The organism is Luteibacter sp. E-22, assembly GCF_049913125.1.
Taxonomy (GTDB): domain Bacteria; phylum Pseudomonadota; class Gammaproteobacteria; order Xanthomonadales; family Rhodanobacteraceae; genus Luteibacter.
Genome location: NZ_CP183975.1, coordinates 1,756,802 through 1,771,656, shown reverse-complemented (window position 1 = coordinate 1,771,656; position 14,855 = coordinate 1,756,802). Strand labels below are relative to the sequence as shown.

General features: G+C 63.4%; 16 protein-coding genes and 1 other RNA gene. 3 read left to right on the top strand and 14 right to left on the bottom strand.

What is annotated here, in order from left to right:
- The first annotated feature begins 3 nt into the window (after nt 1–3).
- Nucleotides 4–486 carry an outer membrane protein assembly factor BamE gene (locus tag ACN9M2_RS07995; protein ID WP_426287562.1) on the top strand — a complete coding sequence of 161 codons (483 nt, stop codon included), beginning with the start codon at nt 4–6 and terminating at the stop codon, nt 484–486.
- Nucleotides 487–494: 8 nt separating this feature from the next.
- Here the strand turns inward: ACN9M2_RS07995 and ACN9M2_RS07990 are convergent, their stop codons facing one another.
- Complete coding sequence (locus ACN9M2_RS07990; RefSeq protein ID WP_426287561.1) at nt 495–773, bottom strand: RnfH family protein; 279 nt, start codon at nt 771–773, stop codon at nt 495–497.
- Complete coding sequence (locus ACN9M2_RS07985) at nt 766–1,194, bottom strand: type II toxin-antitoxin system RatA family toxin (RefSeq protein ID WP_306847566.1); 429 nt, start codon at nt 1,192–1,194, stop codon at nt 766–768. The genes ACN9M2_RS07990 and ACN9M2_RS07985 overlap by 8 nt, the downstream gene beginning before the upstream one ends.
- Before the next feature lie 79 nt (nt 1,195–1,273).
- Between ACN9M2_RS07985 and smpB the strand changes: the two genes are divergently transcribed.
- Together smpB and ssrA are read left to right on the top strand one after the other, a co-directional pair.
- Nucleotides 1,274–1,774: an SsrA-binding protein SmpB gene (smpB, locus tag ACN9M2_RS07980; RefSeq protein WP_306847568.1), complete on the top strand. Its 501-nt coding sequence runs from the start codon at nt 1,274–1,276 to the stop codon at nt 1,772–1,774.
- Nucleotides 1,775–1,856: 82 nt separating this feature from the next.
- Nucleotides 1,857–2,249: a transfer-messenger RNA gene (ssrA, locus tag ACN9M2_RS07975) on the top strand.
- Nucleotides 2,250–2,576: 327 nt separating this feature from the next.
- Here ssrA and ACN9M2_RS07970 read toward each other — a convergent pair.
- The 12 genes from ACN9M2_RS07970 to ACN9M2_RS07915 all read right to left on the bottom strand — a co-directional run bounded on the left by ACN9M2_RS07970 (nt 2,577) and on the right by ACN9M2_RS07915 (nt 14,778).
- Nucleotides 2,577–3,017 carry a hypothetical protein gene (locus ACN9M2_RS07970; RefSeq protein ID WP_426287560.1) on the bottom strand — a complete coding sequence of 147 codons (441 nt, stop codon included), beginning with the start codon at nt 3,015–3,017 and terminating at the stop codon, nt 2,577–2,579.
- Nucleotides 3,018–3,105: 88 nt separating this feature from the next.
- Nucleotides 3,106–3,795 carry an SOS response-associated peptidase gene (locus ACN9M2_RS07965; protein ID WP_426287559.1) on the bottom strand — a complete coding sequence of 230 codons (690 nt, stop codon included), beginning with the start codon at nt 3,793–3,795 and terminating at the stop codon, nt 3,106–3,108.
- 34 nt (nt 3,796–3,829) lie between these two features.
- Complete coding sequence (locus ACN9M2_RS07960; protein ID WP_426287558.1) at nt 3,830–4,894, bottom strand: hypothetical protein; 1,065 nt, start codon at nt 4,892–4,894, stop codon at nt 3,830–3,832.
- A 7-nt stretch (nt 4,895–4,901) separates the two neighbouring features.
- Nucleotides 4,902–5,528, bottom strand: coding sequence for a hypothetical protein (locus tag ACN9M2_RS07955; protein ID WP_426287557.1), 627 nt, complete (start codon nt 5,526–5,528; stop codon nt 4,902–4,904).
- Between the two features lie 20 nt (nt 5,529–5,548).
- The gene (locus ACN9M2_RS07950) at nt 5,549–5,707 is read right to left on the bottom strand and encodes a hypothetical protein (protein WP_426287556.1); all 159 of its coding nucleotides are present in this window, start codon (nt 5,705–5,707) and stop codon (nt 5,549–5,551) included.
- 119 nt (nt 5,708–5,826) lie between these two features.
- Nucleotides 5,827–9,420: a phage tail protein gene (locus tag ACN9M2_RS07945; RefSeq protein ID WP_426287555.1), complete on the bottom strand. Its 3,594-nt coding sequence runs from the start codon at nt 9,418–9,420 to the stop codon at nt 5,827–5,829.
- Nucleotides 9,421–9,483: 63 nt separating this feature from the next.
- The gene (locus tag ACN9M2_RS07940) at nt 9,484–10,128 is read right to left on the bottom strand and encodes a tail assembly protein (protein ID WP_426287554.1); all 645 of its coding nucleotides are present in this window, start codon (nt 10,126–10,128) and stop codon (nt 9,484–9,486) included.
- Nucleotides 10,129–10,133: 5 nt separating this feature from the next.
- Entirely contained in the window at nt 10,134–10,892 is a 759-nt protein-coding gene (locus tag ACN9M2_RS07935; protein WP_426287553.1) for a C40 family peptidase, read from the bottom strand.
- Nucleotides 10,889–11,578 (bottom strand): phage minor tail protein L, encoded by a 690-nt coding sequence (locus ACN9M2_RS07930; protein WP_426287552.1) that lies wholly within the window; start codon nt 11,576–11,578, stop codon nt 10,889–10,891. Before ACN9M2_RS07930 ends, ACN9M2_RS07935 begins: the two co-directional genes overlap by 4 nt.
- Nucleotides 11,575–11,907 carry a phage tail protein gene (locus tag ACN9M2_RS07925; RefSeq protein ID WP_426287551.1) on the bottom strand — a complete coding sequence of 111 codons (333 nt, stop codon included), beginning with the start codon at nt 11,905–11,907 and terminating at the stop codon, nt 11,575–11,577. Before ACN9M2_RS07925 ends, ACN9M2_RS07930 begins: the two co-directional genes overlap by 4 nt.
- Entirely contained in the window at nt 11,904–14,579 is a 2,676-nt protein-coding gene (locus tag ACN9M2_RS07920; protein WP_426287550.1) for a phage tail tape measure protein, read from the bottom strand. The genes ACN9M2_RS07925 and ACN9M2_RS07920 overlap by 4 nt, the downstream gene beginning before the upstream one ends.
- A 1-nt stretch (nt 14,580) precedes the next feature.
- On the bottom strand, nt 14,581–14,778 hold the full coding sequence (locus ACN9M2_RS07915; protein ID WP_426287549.1) for a DUF1799 domain-containing protein: 198 nt from the start codon (nt 14,776–14,778) through the stop codon (nt 14,581–14,583).
- Nucleotides 14,779–14,855 lie beyond the last annotated feature (77 nt).

The following is a 14,855-nucleotide window of genomic DNA, read 5'->3' as shown; positions in this document are numbered from 1 at the left end:
CGCATGCATAAGCTCATCCGCACGCTGGGTTTGGCCATGATGGCGACCGCCATCGCGGGCTGTGGCCTGCTCTATACCCCCGACGTGCAGCAGGGCAACCTGCTCGACAAGAAAAACGTCGACCAGCTGCAGCCCGGCATGACCAAGCGCCAGGTCCTCGTCCTCCTGGGCACCCCCTCGGTCATCTCGCCGTTCGACCAGGACCGCTGGGACTACGTCTCGACCTTCTCGCACCGTGGCCGTGCGATGACGACCCGCACGCTGACCCTGTCCTTCAACAACGACACGCTCGTGCGTACCGAGGGTGACTTCTTCTCCCAGGACGCCCAGCAGCTGCTGAAGGATTCCGAGAAGTACAAGGCGAACCCGACCGGTGGCGCCGACGGCGACAAGAACACCGACGGCAAGAAGGAATCCAGCGACGGCGGCTTCGGTGTCGGCGTCAACGGCTCGTCCGACGACAGCCCGGCCAGCAAGCGCCAGTAAACTCCGGGTCAGGTGCCGCGCGTCGCGCGGCGCCTCCGGGCTTCCATCGGGTCGAGGGTGAGCGGCCGGTAGAGTTCCACGCGGTCGCCCTCCTCCAGCACCTGCCCGGCGGACACCTTCTTCGCGTAGATGCCGAGTCGGGACGGGTCCGGCGCCACTCCCTCGGGCAGACTCTCCCTGGCCCGTTCCACGGCCTCCCAGGCGGTCGTCCCCGACGGAACGCGCAGAGCGATCACCACCTGCCCTTCGGGCCCGGCGTAGGCGACCTCGATGGCGATCTCAGCCATACTGCCGGCGCGCCTCGTCGCAGAAATCGTCGACCATCCGGTTCGCCAGTTGCTGGAAGCCCATCTTCAGTACGCCGCCACCCAGGCCGGCGTAGTCGAAATCCAGGGCGAGCGCGATCTTGCAGCCGGCGTCGCCCAGGGCCTGGAAGGTAAAGACGCCATCGAGCGAGCGGAACGGCCCCTCCACGAATTTCATGGACAGGCGTTCCGGCCGCTCCATGGTGTTCCGGGTGGTGAAATGCTGCTTCATGCCGGCGAACTTGAGATCCAGCCGGGCCACCAGCACATCGTCGTCCCGCTCCACCACCGTGGCGGCGTCACACCAGCCAAAGCGCTTTGGGTATGCTTCCACATCGTTGACCAGGTCGAACATCTGCGCGGGCGTGAACGGCACGATCGCACTGCGGCGGATTTCAATCACGTGAAGACCTCGTCTTATTCACCGGCTCATGGACCCGCCGGACTTGTATCAGGGATCCGATAGACCGATTTTAGCGGACATGGCAAAAGCGAAACCGAAGGACACGGAAAAGGAAGGCCGCGGCACGATCGCGCTGAACAAGCGCGCGCGCCACGAATATCACATCGACCAGCGCTTCGAAGCCGGGATGGAACTGCAAGGCTGGGAACTGAAGTCCCTGCGTGCCGGCCGGATCAACTTCGGCGAAGGCTGCTACGCGATCATCCAGCACGGCGAGGTCTTCCTCGTCGGTGCCCAGATCCCGCCGCTGATCAGCGCCTCCACCCACGTGGTGGCGAACGACCGGCGCACGCGCAAACTGCTGCTCCATCGCGAGGAGATCGACCGCCTGATCGGTGCCGTCGAGCGCAAGGGCTACACCCTGGTTCCCACCGCGATGTACTGGAAGAACAACAAGGTGAAGTGCGAGATCGGCCTGGCCAAGGGCAAGCAGGAGCACGACAAACGCAATACCGACAAGGAACGCGAATGGGCGATCGACAAGCAGCGCGTGATGCGCTCGCATAACAAGATGGGCTGACCTGAACGGCCGGGCGGCGCCCATTGTGGGTGCCCCTCCCCGCCCATATACTGCTGGGTGTAGTCACATTACAGTTTTCCCCGGGGGTGTACTGGTTTCGACGGGGGTAGTGCGATCTACTGGTGCATGCCGAGGGGGCAGCTTTCCTCGTTAAACCAGCCGCAAAACATATAGTTGCCAATGACAACTACTACGGTGACAACTCGGTGGCTCTCGCCGCCTAAGCTGTCCGGCCCCTAAAAAAGGCCAAACCCCCGAACCGATCTTGTGCTCATGCTCGTCGGTGTAGGGTCACTATCATGAGACCGCCGAAAGACCCTCCGTCTGTGGGTCTGACGCTAGATCAATCAGATATGTCCGCCGGTGCGCTTAGCACGCCGTGCTGTCGGCGGACGAGACTTAACGGTGAGCTAAGCATGTAGATCTGGAGATTAAACGCCTTCGGACGCGGGTTCGACTCCCGCCACCTCCACCAATGCAGGCCTGCAAGTGATTGATTCGCTTGCAGGCCTTTTTTGTGGATTGGTCTGGAATGGGGTGATTTGGGCTACGTTTGGTCAACATTTGGTCACGTCGCGAACCATGCGACAGCCTCAGCGCACCATGCGCCCATGGCTACGCTAAATCACCGTGGCGTCCGCGCGCGCCCTGCTCCGTACATCGACCCCATCGCCCTCCGTCGGCGCTCCCTTGCCCTCCGTGGCACATGCCGAAAGCACGGCATCACGTACCGCCTCAACGTGCTTCGAAATGGGGTCGTGACGGCCAACGGGTGTCCGGCCTGCTTCCCGGCCTTTCGCCGTCAGCCCGCCATGCGATAGCAGCGCCATCCGAAGTTGCCGCGTTTCTTGGCAGCGAGGGAGATGGTCTGGTCACACATTCCCCAGGTTCGCCCGCAACCGGGGCATACGCGCACGTCATAAAGATCAGGGGCTTTTGGCGCCTCGACGGTGGGTGTAAGGAACCGGGGCGGCCTCATTGGGTCGGGCGGCATCTTCGCGACCACGCTATCGCGATGACATTCGACCCAGCGATCGACCATCCGCTGAATCGTCGTCAGGTTGAAGACCTGGAACGGCTGCCAGCGGCGTGGCCCGTAGATCCACAACAGCTCATAGTGGACGCCTGGGACGTCCCGCACCATGCGGGCGATCGCGAAGGTCCGGCCGTAGGGTGTCAGCCTCGACTCGTAACCGTAGGCGTAGTGCTTCCAGAAGACGATGGGCTGATCGGGGCGCGACATGGGCGCAAACGTTACGCGCGGCCGGTCTCAGAAATGTGGACGCTGTGCGCCCCGCGTGGGAAGTTTGCGCGGCAACTGGCCGTGCCGGCTACAGTTCGACGGGTTCCACGAGCTCCGGGCCCTTGTTCTTCGGTGAACCCACCGCCTTGGGTACCGGGTGATAGACCAGGTCCGCCTCCGGCACCGCGGCAAGCGCGCCCTGGGCGTCCGCCGGCGACGCCTCGCACCAGACCGACCAGAGGTCCGGTGGCAGGATGACCGGCTGACGGTCGTGGATGTCGCCTGAGACCTTCCCAGGCTCGCCGGTGATGACGGTATAGGTGTGCACCCACTCGGCCTCAGGGGACTCGCGCCAGCCCTCCCATAGCCCGCCGAACATGAGCAGGTCACCGGCGGGGTCGTGGATGAAGTACGGCTGCTTGTTCGGGGATTCGCCCTTCCACTCAAAGTACCCACTGGCCGGCACCAGGCACCGGCGCTTCTTGAACGCCTCGCGGAACGACGGCTTGGTGGCCACGGTGTCGGCGCGGGCGTTGATGGTCTTCGCCCCGAATTTCAGGTCCTTCGACCAGTGCGGCACCAAGCCCCAGCGGTAAGCGCGGACGTGGTAGCCGCCCTCCCCGTGCACGACCACCGGCGCTTTCTGGGTCGGCGCGATGTTGTATTGGGGTTCCCGCTGGTTGATCTCGCTGATGATGTCGATCTCCATCTGCTCCAGGGCTTCGCGCGCCTGGCGGGAGACGGAGACGGGTCCAAAGGTGGCATAGCGGCCGCACATGGCCGCAGCATACCGCCATGGCGTGACGGACGTGTCAGGACGCTTCGAGGGCCGCGATGCGGTCGAGCGCGGCCTGCAGGGCTGCTTCAAGGTCTGTAATGCGCTGGTCATGGTGCTGCCAGCCGGCATTGAGATACGGCACCATGCCTGGGTAGTTGACGTTCTGAAGTGCTGGCACTTCCTTCGGCACCAGTGGCGGCGGCGCGCCGGTGATGGGATCGAACTCACCGTCCATCACGTAGTCTATCCGGACGGCATCCTTCTCGCCCTCGACCAACAGCGGCATGTTGGCCTGCAACTCATGCGCTATAAATCCGGCGAGACGTCGCGATCCCTCTGGGAGACGGGTATCCGAGTATTCAATGGGTCGGTTTGCCCGTAGACATGCGGCGGCAACAGCCGGATCAATTGTGACGTCGTCTGTTTTGATTCGGTAATCGGAATTCTGAGTAACCGTTCCAGATGCTACGCAGTTGCCAGTAGCTCCCGACAAGGTAAACGACCCAGCAGCGGAATTAAGAACGACTGTTCCACCGTTGCTGCCATCGCCATACTGTGTGAACCCCAGCCCAGTATTGTCGACGACGCGCTGCTGTCGCCAGAACGCGCTGAGAAAGTTGCTTCCTGCTACGCCGCGATATAGAACCGAGGTGACACGGTCAACGTTTGAAGACGTTGCAGTAAGGGTCGATGCAGTCAGAGAGGCGCCGGCCGTTGTCCCTAGGGATCCAGGACTCACTGTAATCGCACCAGTAACACCCACACTTCCTGTGAAGCTACCGCCAGTCTTCGGCATGGCCGCGCTTGCGGTAACCTGTGCACTAGAAGCCGCAGCAGCGTTGTCACTAAAACGATGATCATCGCCCGCGGCAACCGTTCCTGCGGTCGTTCCTACGTCCTTAGTCGCGGCGTCACCGAGGCCACCGGCCACACCCTCTACTGCAGCAAGACGTGCATCAATGCCTTGGTTTTCAGGCGTTCCGTCGCCATCAAGCGCCTCCGCAATCTCCCCGATATCCAAGTCCAGCTTCATGAACGCTTCGCTCGGGTTATCGCCCGTCACCGGGTCGAAGTTGAGTCGTTGAATGTTCAGTGCCATGGGTACCTCACAGTCCGTAGTTTGTGATGTCGATCACGAGGATCGACGAGGACATCTGGTTTAGCTGCGGAGGACTGCCAGGTACGTCGCTTATGTGCACGTAGCCGAGCGATATGGTCCCGCCTGATACGCTCGACGCGATGACGTCGTTAAACCCCGTCTGGTTCCACACTCGAAAACCGAACCGAAGGTGGCAAACCGCGTACTGCGAGCCAGCGCCATACGTAAGCGTCCCGGGCGAGACGTTCAGCTGCATGTCAACGACCCGCAAGTAGCGGAAGCTCCCGTCGAACGTTTTGTTTCCGCTCGCATCGAAGACCTGAAATCCATAGTTCGGGTTCGTCGCAGGCGGGTTATCGAAGATCAGGTATTTGCACTGGGTTCCAACGCCACCAGCCGCCGCGATGTTGAACCCCCACGTCCCACTGCCTGCATCCTGCAACCAGCACACGGCCACTTGCGATGTCGATCCCGCGACCGCGATAAGGGGGTTCTTGAGCCCCGAACGAGAGAAGGTGACGCCCGAATTTCCCCCGGCCGCCGTTGGCGTGTCCGTGGATCTCGTTCCCATCTCAACGACGGCGAGGTTCGCGTAGGTGTCGTCGACCTGGACCGTCACGCCGTCAGCGTTCATGATCTGGAGTCCAGCGGGCATCAGTAGACCCCGAAGATGATGGTCTTTGCGGCAGGGGTACCCTGCGTCGACGGGGACCACGATATGGTCGCACCGCTGATATCGATCACCGGGTAATACCGATCGCCGGACTGGTGGCAGAACGCGCACCAGATCGTGCCCTGAGATGCGTTGGGCACGACGACCGAACCTGTGCTTCCCGCTGGGATCACCGCGGTGCCACCCACCCGCGTTATTCGCGTCGTCAAGTCAACAATGATGTTTCCTGCCGCGTCGAATGTCTGGAGACCTGCTGGCATTACCAGATACCCCATCGAACGCGAAGCGTGCCATTCGAGTCGAAGGTTCGCCCGCCATTGCCATCAATCTCTGTGCGCCCTGCCGCGCTCGACCCACGCATCACCAGGCCCGTGGTCTTGTTGAGGGACCATAGGGGATTGCCGGTGCTGTCCACAGCGGTCGACTGGATCGTGTTGCCGATCATGGCGTTCGTGATCCAGCCGGTTCCGATCAGTGCTTGGCTGATGAAAGTTTGGCCGCCCTGAATCACGAAGGGTGCAACGGCGTTCCCGCCAGCCGCCGACGGCAGGATCGCGAACGTGTCCGCCGTGACCAGGAACTGCGATTGCACCGTCCCGCCGCTGTTGTCGATGCCGACGGCGAAACCGGCCGAGTAGTACTTGCCGTCCGACGTGACGCCAACCTTGCCGATCAGGGCGGCCGATACCCTGCCGTCGATGTTGGCGGCAGTCTGGAAGGCCAGTTGCGCTGAGGCCTGCGCAGCGCCAGCCGTCGCCTGAACCGTGGTGACCTGAGAGGCCAGGGCCTGCTGCCCATCAGCAAGCGTGGTTACCTCCGTGGTAACCGCGGCGATTTGGCTCCCGAACAGAGCCTGCACCGTGACCAGGCGCTTTCCGAGCGCCTGGTTGTCATTGACCTGAGCCAGCGTCTGCGCGAAGAACCCAGCCGTGACCGGAAGGTCGTTCTGCCCACCGATCGTTCCGCTGGTATCGGCGCCGATCTTCTTGGGATTGAGCTGCGCATAGACCGATTCAGTCTTCTCGGCCGTGGCCTGCACCTGACCGTCCAGTTCCTCCACCGTGAGGTTGACGTTCGACATCTGGAGTGCCAGACCGGCGGCCGTCTGCGCCACCGCGCCCACGTCACGCCACACCTCGGAGTTGGTTCCTGGCTCGACACCGGCCGCCGCAGCCTCCAGCGCGAGCCATAGCCGACCGTTGTGGCTGACGAACGCGCCAGTCGCGTAGGCGACGTCGTCTTCCCACGCCGCGGGCGGCTCAATGAACGATTGAAGACCCTCAATGGAGTCGATGGTCTCGGCCAACTCCTGACCCAGCTGGCTCTTCGTGATCTGCCCGGTCAGGTATTCAAGGATAGGACCGGCGTCGCTGCTGCTTTGGCCGTTGACCGCGCCAGCCTCCGGATACCAGGGACCGATGTTGCCCGCCTTATCGACGATCCGTCCCCAGAAGAAAAGCGACGTGCCGGCCATCAGGCCGTGCAGTTCCGTGGCATTGCCCGGGTACGCGAAGTCACCGAGGTGGTAAGCAAGGGTATCCGGCGAGTCAGGACGGACCGCGCTTGTGCTGGCCCATATTTCGGTGCGTTGGGTATCGCTCACGCCATCGGGGAACGCCCAGTGGATTCCAATACCGAAGATCAGGCTCTCGGTCGTGAGCGAGGCCAGGAGGGGCGGACTTCCAGTCTTCCCTTGGATGGCGGTCGGATCGCTGAACGCGGCCAGCGATGGCGTGTTCCCGTTATTGAAGGCGGTAACCCGCGCGGTATAGATGCCCGTATAGATGCCCTGCACATCCGTTGATGTCAGCGGTGTCGTACCCGCCTGAATCCACTGACCATCGTCCTTCTGCCACTCGACCTTATAGTTCGCGGCACCCTCGGCCTTGTCCCATTCGATCGTCATCACGTTGTTCGCGATGCCCTGCTCGATCACCACGTGCCCGGACAGGCGAACATTGGTCGGTGGCGGCTGAGGCCCAGTCGGGAGCTTGGTGATCGGCGGGATCTGGATCGCGGCGCCGTTGTCGATGTGCGCGAACTTGCTCGGGTTGTGCTGGACTGCCGAGACCGTGAAGCGAATCTCATCGTCGGTCGAGTCCTCAGAGACATTCAGCACCCGGAAGTGCTGCGTGACCAGCGTTGAACTCTCCACCGCCCACACGGACTGCGCCACAGGCGCGGCGGTGAACGCGCCGGAGATCGAGACGCGACGGGCAGCGGTGTCGATTGCGCTGATCGTGTGCGTCTCTGCCACGCCGGACGGCGTATGTACTGTAAGGGTGTCGCCGACCTGCACTTCGTCAGGCAACCGGTCAACGACGACCGAACTGATCGTCGACGACGAGATGCGGCCACCTTGGCGGGCTCCTGCACGCGCGGCGTCCTGAACCCGGATGATGCGCCCTGGGATCGCCCCCAGAAGACCGTCGAGGCCGACGGCGAAGCTCACGGAGTCCGTCTCAAGCTGGCTCGTGACGAGCGCCCACTGCCCTGCCCTATGAGCCTGAGCCTGACTGGTGCAGCCGAAGGCGACCATTTCAAGCTGCTGGAACCCATATCGCGCTAGGCCATCCCGGTCCTCAACGTACTCGACCGCCTGGCCGTAGGCATTATCCGGGTCGTTCCATGTGACGAGTGCCGTTGTGTATCGCGTCTTGCGCGGGCTGCTCTGGTAGGTGAACTTGCCATCGATGACGTTGGCAGCGGTGTACGTGAAGATCGGGTCTTGCGGCATGTCTGCCACTGACACGATAGAACCGCCCATCCAGTAGGAGACGCCGCGAAAGATCGAGGCGAGATCGCCTAGGAGTTTGTAGGCGTCGGCTTGGCTCTGTAGGTAGGTGTTGCAGGTGAAGCGCGGCTCCTGCCCGCCCTTTCCATCGTCCACTAGCCCGTCGCAGTACTGGGCGATCCGGTAGAGCTCCCACTTGTCGACCATCGAGGCGTCGATGAGGTCGCCCAGCCCGAACCGGTCCTGTGTTACCAGGTCGTAGAGAACCCATGCGGGGTTGTTTGACCACTCGGTTTGAAACGAGCCGTCCCAGACGCCGGTATAGGTTCGGGTCTGGGGGTTGTAGTTGCTCGGGATCTTGATCTTGCGACCGAATATCTCGTACGCGCGAGACGGGATGTTATTGAATTGCGAGGCGTCGCCACTGATGGCTACAAGCGCACTGTTGGGGTACCGCAGCTTGACGTCGATGATCTCGGTGATCGACACGATGCGCGTCGTATCCGAGACCGTGGCGCTATTGGCGTTAGGCGTAATGCGCCGAACCCGGACGTTCCACCCCTCGGTGGCCGGTGGCAGGTCGATACGGTGGCTGCGCTGATACGGTCCTGTGCACTTGCCGCTGAAGGCGGTGTTGAGCACCGTGTTGTACGCTCCGCCGTCGGTCGATACGTCGATGGCGTACTGGATCGTGTAGCCGTTGATATCACCGTTCGAGGTGTTGCTCTTCTGGAGCGCATCAACCTGAAGGGTGATACGGACGGCGGAGAGGTCGGTCTCGGTAACCTGGTGTATCCACGGGGCGTTGGACTTAAGCTCTGTTGCTACGGCCGTATCGCTTTCAACGCCACCGTAGCCAGGAATGTAATCCTGATCCTGCGTACCTGGACGCGTCTGCACGGCGACGCTCCCGAAGTTCAGCGTACCGTCGGCGTTCGCCAGGGACGTTCCGTCGAGGTAGACGGACTGCATGCCGTTCACGAGTCCGGCAATCTCTCCTTCGGAGATCAGGTCGACGATATGGAAGGAGGAGATCGAGCGCAGCGTGTTCGGCGCTTCAACAGGCGTGTGCTGGCTGCCGCCGCCCTTCGCGCCAGCGATCCGTGGTTCGAGGCCCATGCCAGTCCCAAAAGAAAAGGCCCGCACTGGGCGGGCCTCGTGAAATCGTGAATGCGTGACCCGTCAGTCGGGGTCGAAAGGAGTGCTCTTGAAGTTGCCGCCGGCCGTGCCGTGGCCGATGTTGCTCTGTGCCGCCGAGTAGTCCTGGGCCTCCATGCCGGCCGAGATAATGGCCGAACCGACGCGAACGCGACCGTAAGCCAAGGGAACACAGCCGCCCTGAGCGCTCGTATTGATCGGGCCATTGAAAACGTAGCTTGACTGGTTGTCCGACGAGTCGGCGGACTTCCCGAGCTTCGGCTGCGGAGCGAGCATTTGGACGACTCCGCCGGCTACCATGGCGATACCCGTTGCTAGCGTCGATCCTCCCGTCCAGAACGACACGACGATCAGGACGATGCCAATGATCGTCTGAAGGACGCCGGCACGCTTGGAGCCACGAACGACAGGCGCGATCCGAATGGCGTTTCCAGCCGGCTGGTCGAACTGTTCGAGGTTGAGGTTCTCCTCGCCCACACCCCGACCCCGGAACACCGCGAACTCGATGCCTCGCTCGTGCGCACCCTCAAGGTACTCGCGGAAGCCTGGCACGACGGAGCAAAGGGCGCGCACGGCCTCGCGTGGCGACTTCGTGTCCAGGTGCAGGGCGAGCTCTCGCCCGAACCGCTTGCGCATCGGGCCGGAGAGGATGACGGTAGTCGCAGTCATGGGTCTCAAGTAGTGCTAGATGACGGCGAAGACCGATGGCGCCACACGGATCGCGTCATCTCGGCGTAGTAGCCGCCGTAGTTGTCCCGGGAGCTTAGGCGCCCGTGCAGGTGGTGCAGGATGAGGCCGTCGCCGAGGTAGATCGCGGCATGGTTCGGCACGCGGTTCCCGCTGCGGATCTGCATGAGAATGAGATCACCCGGGGCTAGCTCGGACACAGACACCGGCACGAAGTTAGCATCCTTCAGCGCGGCATCGTTGTACAGGGCTGTGGCGCCGTCATTCCACCAGTCGTCAGCGCGCAAAGGGTCAGGGAGCGTGATACCCCACTCCCTGCTGTACCAGTCGCGGCACAGGCCCCAGCAATCGAGCAGGCCATGCGCCCAGGTTCGCCCGACGTAAGGAGCCTGATACCCCGAGGGCTCGACAAATCGGGTCTCCACGACCTCTGGCGCACCTTCTCCGGGCATGACGCTCACGATCACCCACGGCAGCTCGGACGCCTCGCACTGGACGAGATCGGCCTCCGATGGGCGGGCCGACACGTCGGGATGCGAGTGCACAACGGCGGTGATCTCGCCCGACTCCGCTGCCGCGACGTACTCGCGGGGGTCAAGCGCAAAGTGCTCGGCTGGATTCTCCGCCATGTTACGGCACGTGATATAGCGCTCCCTGCCCTTCGCGACGACAACGAGCCCGCAGCACTCGCGCGGATACTCGGCCAGCGCGTGCGCATGGATGGCGTCCCGGGTCTTGGCCTTCATCGGATCAGCTTCGAGGCGGGATAGCCGCCATAAGGAAGTTCTGCGTTCTGGCCGAATCGCAGCTTGCAAGACGACAGCCGGCCGCCGCAGACGTCCAGAGACGGGTCGCTTGTAGGGCTGTCGTCCTGTTTGGCGACTGGCGGCCCGTTGTACCCACAGTAGGGACCACGGTAACCGCCCTTGATGAGCCAGCTGCACACGTTCGCGATGATCTGGCGGCTCGGCACCTTCCGGTCGCCCAAGTCCATGGGGCTGGCCAGCTCGAACGTGACCTGGGTGTTGTCTTCCGAGGACCGGCGCTCGATGAGCCAGATGTCTGGTGCCGCCTCCTGATCCGGATCAGCGCCTGGTTGCCCGTCCAGGTATTTCTTGAGCGTGCGCCGGCGCGTCAGGCGCGCGCCCACGAGATCCTGGTAGGCGATGCAGAGCGCGGAGATGCGTCCGTCCACGTTGCCCACGGCGAGCGTCGGCACGCTCGGCTGCGCCGGGTCGACCTTGAAGCCCTCGGCCTGAATCGGCCACGGGTCATAGGTCTCGCCCTGCCAGACGATCGAGCCCGAATACGTGTACCCGTGGAAGCGAAGAATGCCTCCCTCACCACCTCCGGTGATGGCTCGCGCGTCCAGCTCGAACAGGATGACCTCGGCGCCGGGCTCAAGGGTTTGGATGTCAGCGACGAAAGTCACGGCGCGAATGCCTCCTCGAAGGTGGCAGTGATCGTGTAGACCTGTCCGCCCTCATCGCCCACAGTCCACGTGTCGCACGTGTACAGCGCCTGCGCATCGTTCGGCGCCGTCCAGTAGAAGGACATGCCGACGTGCGCGCGGAGGAAATCGCGGATCGCGAAGGCTGTTGCCTTCGGACCCGACCACCGGATAGGCCAAGAGCGCGTGAGCGGATTGATTCCGTCGGGCACGCGTTGCGCGTACCCGTCGCCGAACTGGGCCTTCCGGACCTTCGCGCTCTCCGTGCCCGTGTTGCCCCGCTGAGTGGGCCAGGTAAAGGTGTCGGTCATCGCCGCCCCATCGCCGTGTAGATTTGGCCGCCGGGGCGGATTTCCTGGGCAATTTGCTGCTTGCAGACGTTCGCCACGGCCGTACCGAACTGCTTGCCGAACGCTTGGTTGTCGCCACTGGCGGACACGTCAGCCGTTCCGTCGCTCGCGACGTTGACCACCACGTTGACGTTCACGCCGGCAGCCATGCCTCCGTGGACGGTGACGCCGAGACTGCCGTCGCTGCCGCGCGACAGGGGCATGATCGCCTCGGAGCCAGCTTCGCCCATGACGCCAAGAGCCGCGCCCTTCGCAAAGGCGAAGGCAGTCGGCTTGCTCACAACCTGGTTGCTGTACTTGGATAGGCTTGGCGAGTCGTACACGCCGCCCTTGGCATTGGCGACCGCTCCGACGATGCTGCCGATCGCCGCGCCCCAGCCACTGCCGGCGCTTCCGGATGTGCCAGTCGTGCCACCGAAGATCGACTGGAGGGCCTGAGATGCCGCGATCCTGATCGCCACCTTCGCGAGCTCGGACAGGATCGACGAAACGAGGCTTTTGAACCCGAGCTTGCCCGTGGTCACGAAGTTGGCCAGCGAGTCCGCGATGCTGTCGAACGAATGGATGAAGAGGTTACGTGTCTGGCCGGCGACGTCCGATGCCTCGGACACGATGTCTGCGTACCCGCCGGCAATGCCCGCCTTCCAATCCGCTCGCGCAGCATCTTCGGCCTTGAAGCCTTCGATCTCGACGGCAAGGCGCTTCTTGGTGTAGTCGTCGAGCGCCGCAAGCTCCCGCGCGTACAGGTCGCGGTTGTCCTCGTTCGTGGTCTGGTTCATGTCGTGAACCAGCTGGATGCGCTTGCGCGCCGAGTCAGCGTAGATCTGGTTGATCTGCTGCTGCCGCTGCGCCTCGACCTGGCTCATGCCAATAGAGCTGGCTTGCAGTGCGATCTCCGCCTTGCGGGTCTCCAGCATGTCGGAGAGGCTGCTCTGGTACGCCTCGATGGCGGCGGCCGCGCGCGTCCTCTGATCGAAGAGCTTGCCTTCGGCCTCGATCTCGGCCTCGATCTGGCGGCGGTCCTCGGTGTAGAAGTCCGGCGCTTGGCGAGCGCGCGGTGCTGCGCGGCCCTTTGGGTCTTTGTACTGCTCGTTGATCCCCGCGATGATCTTGGCTTCGTTCGCGCGGATACGATCCGCGCTGGCCTTGTCTCCCGCTGCGAGCGCCTTCTCTACCTGCTCGTTGGCCTTCGTGCGCGCCGCCAGGATCGCCTTGGCTCGCTTGTCCTCGCGGCTGGCGTAGATGTCGGCCTCGCGGTCGGAGTCAGCCAGTGCCTGCGTCGCCTGCGCGGCGATGGACTTCTTGCGCGCATCCTGGTCAGCCTGCCGCTCCTGCGCCTGAAGCTGGTCGAGCGACTTCTGGTAGGTCGCGAGGATGCTCGCCTGCTGCCGATCGGTCAGGTCGGCATACATGGGCCCGCTGCGCGTGCGCACGGCCTCCATCCGCTCCTGGATCTTCTTGATCTGATCGCCCGAGGTATCAGGGCGGCCCACATCGAGCATGGCGTCCCACGCCTTCTTGGCGGCGACGGTGACGCCGTTCCAAGCGCGCTCGATAAGACCGGCGCTGTCCTGCACGGACTTGGCACGCTGGGCTACCGCATTCGCGCGGGCCTTCATGGCCACTGTGGCGGCTTCGTCCTCGCGCCCGCTGTCCTGCAAGGCCTTGATCTGCTCATAGATCGTCGTTGTGAGGAAGTGCTCGGAATCATTGAGCGCGAGCACGGCTTTGACCGGCTCGTTCTTGAGGTCCGAGAACTGCTTGATGGTCTCGGCCGTCGACTGGCCGGTGAGGCGCGCCATATCCACGGCGGCCTTGCCCACGAGACCGATTTGCTCGGCCGTGAACTTGCCGGAACCGGCGACCTCTGCGAGTGCGGCCGCCGCCTCGTGCTGTGTCCCCACGGACGCGCTGATGGCACGCGCCTGGTCCTGCAACTGGCTGGCTGTGGTGCCCGCGTAGCTCCCCGTGCGGGCCAGCGCCTGGTTGAAGGCAACGGTTTCGTCACTGCCCTGCTTCCATGCAACAGCCAGCGCTATGGATGCACCCGCGAGGAGCGTGAAGGGATTGACGAGCCCTAGCAGGTAGCCGCCGAGGGCGCGCGCCGCGGGGCCAATGCCACCGAACATGTCCTTGAGCTGGCCACCCTGCTGGAGAAGGACCGATAGGGGGCGCTGCCCGCTGGCGATGGATGTGGCGATGTCCGTGAACTGGGCGGGGATGCCTCGATTGGCGGCCGCCAGCTGCTTCTGCGAGATGGCGGTCTTGCCGCTGGCGTCGGCGTACCGCGAGAGCGCGAGGCGACTGGCCTCGATCTTGTCGGAGAAGACCTTGAAATCGTCGTCGCCGATGAGGCCCTTGGCACGGAAGGACGCGAGCTTGCGCTCCTGCTCGTCCAGTTGCCCGAGCTTGGCGATAACGGGATCTATCGTCCCGATGAGCTTCGAGAGTTCTTCGCGCTGCGCCCGGATGGACGCCGTGTTCGACGCCTTGTTGGCACGCGTGTTGGCTTCGGTCAGGCGGTCCTGTGATGCGGCGGCTTTGTCGCCGGCAGACGCCATTTTCTCCAGGCTGTCCTCTGCCTGCTTCACGCCATCCTGCGTGACCTTGATACCAAGGCTTGCGATATCCACCCTACTTTCCTTCTCTCATGGTCGCCAAGGCCTCGGCCTCAAGCACCCGGACGCAATCGAACGTCTCGGGCCAGTCACTTCGGGGGATCGCGAGCAGACGGAAGACCTGCGGCATCACGCCGTAGTCAAGTCCCGTGGCACCGGCGGCACCAACTCGCCACTGCGTGCCCATTGCGATGAGCGTGTCGACGGCCGGCATGTTGTCCGGCCAAATGAGTACGGCGGTGTCGTCCAGGTCGGAAGGAAGGAAGCCGAACGACGCCAGTTCCGCGCCGC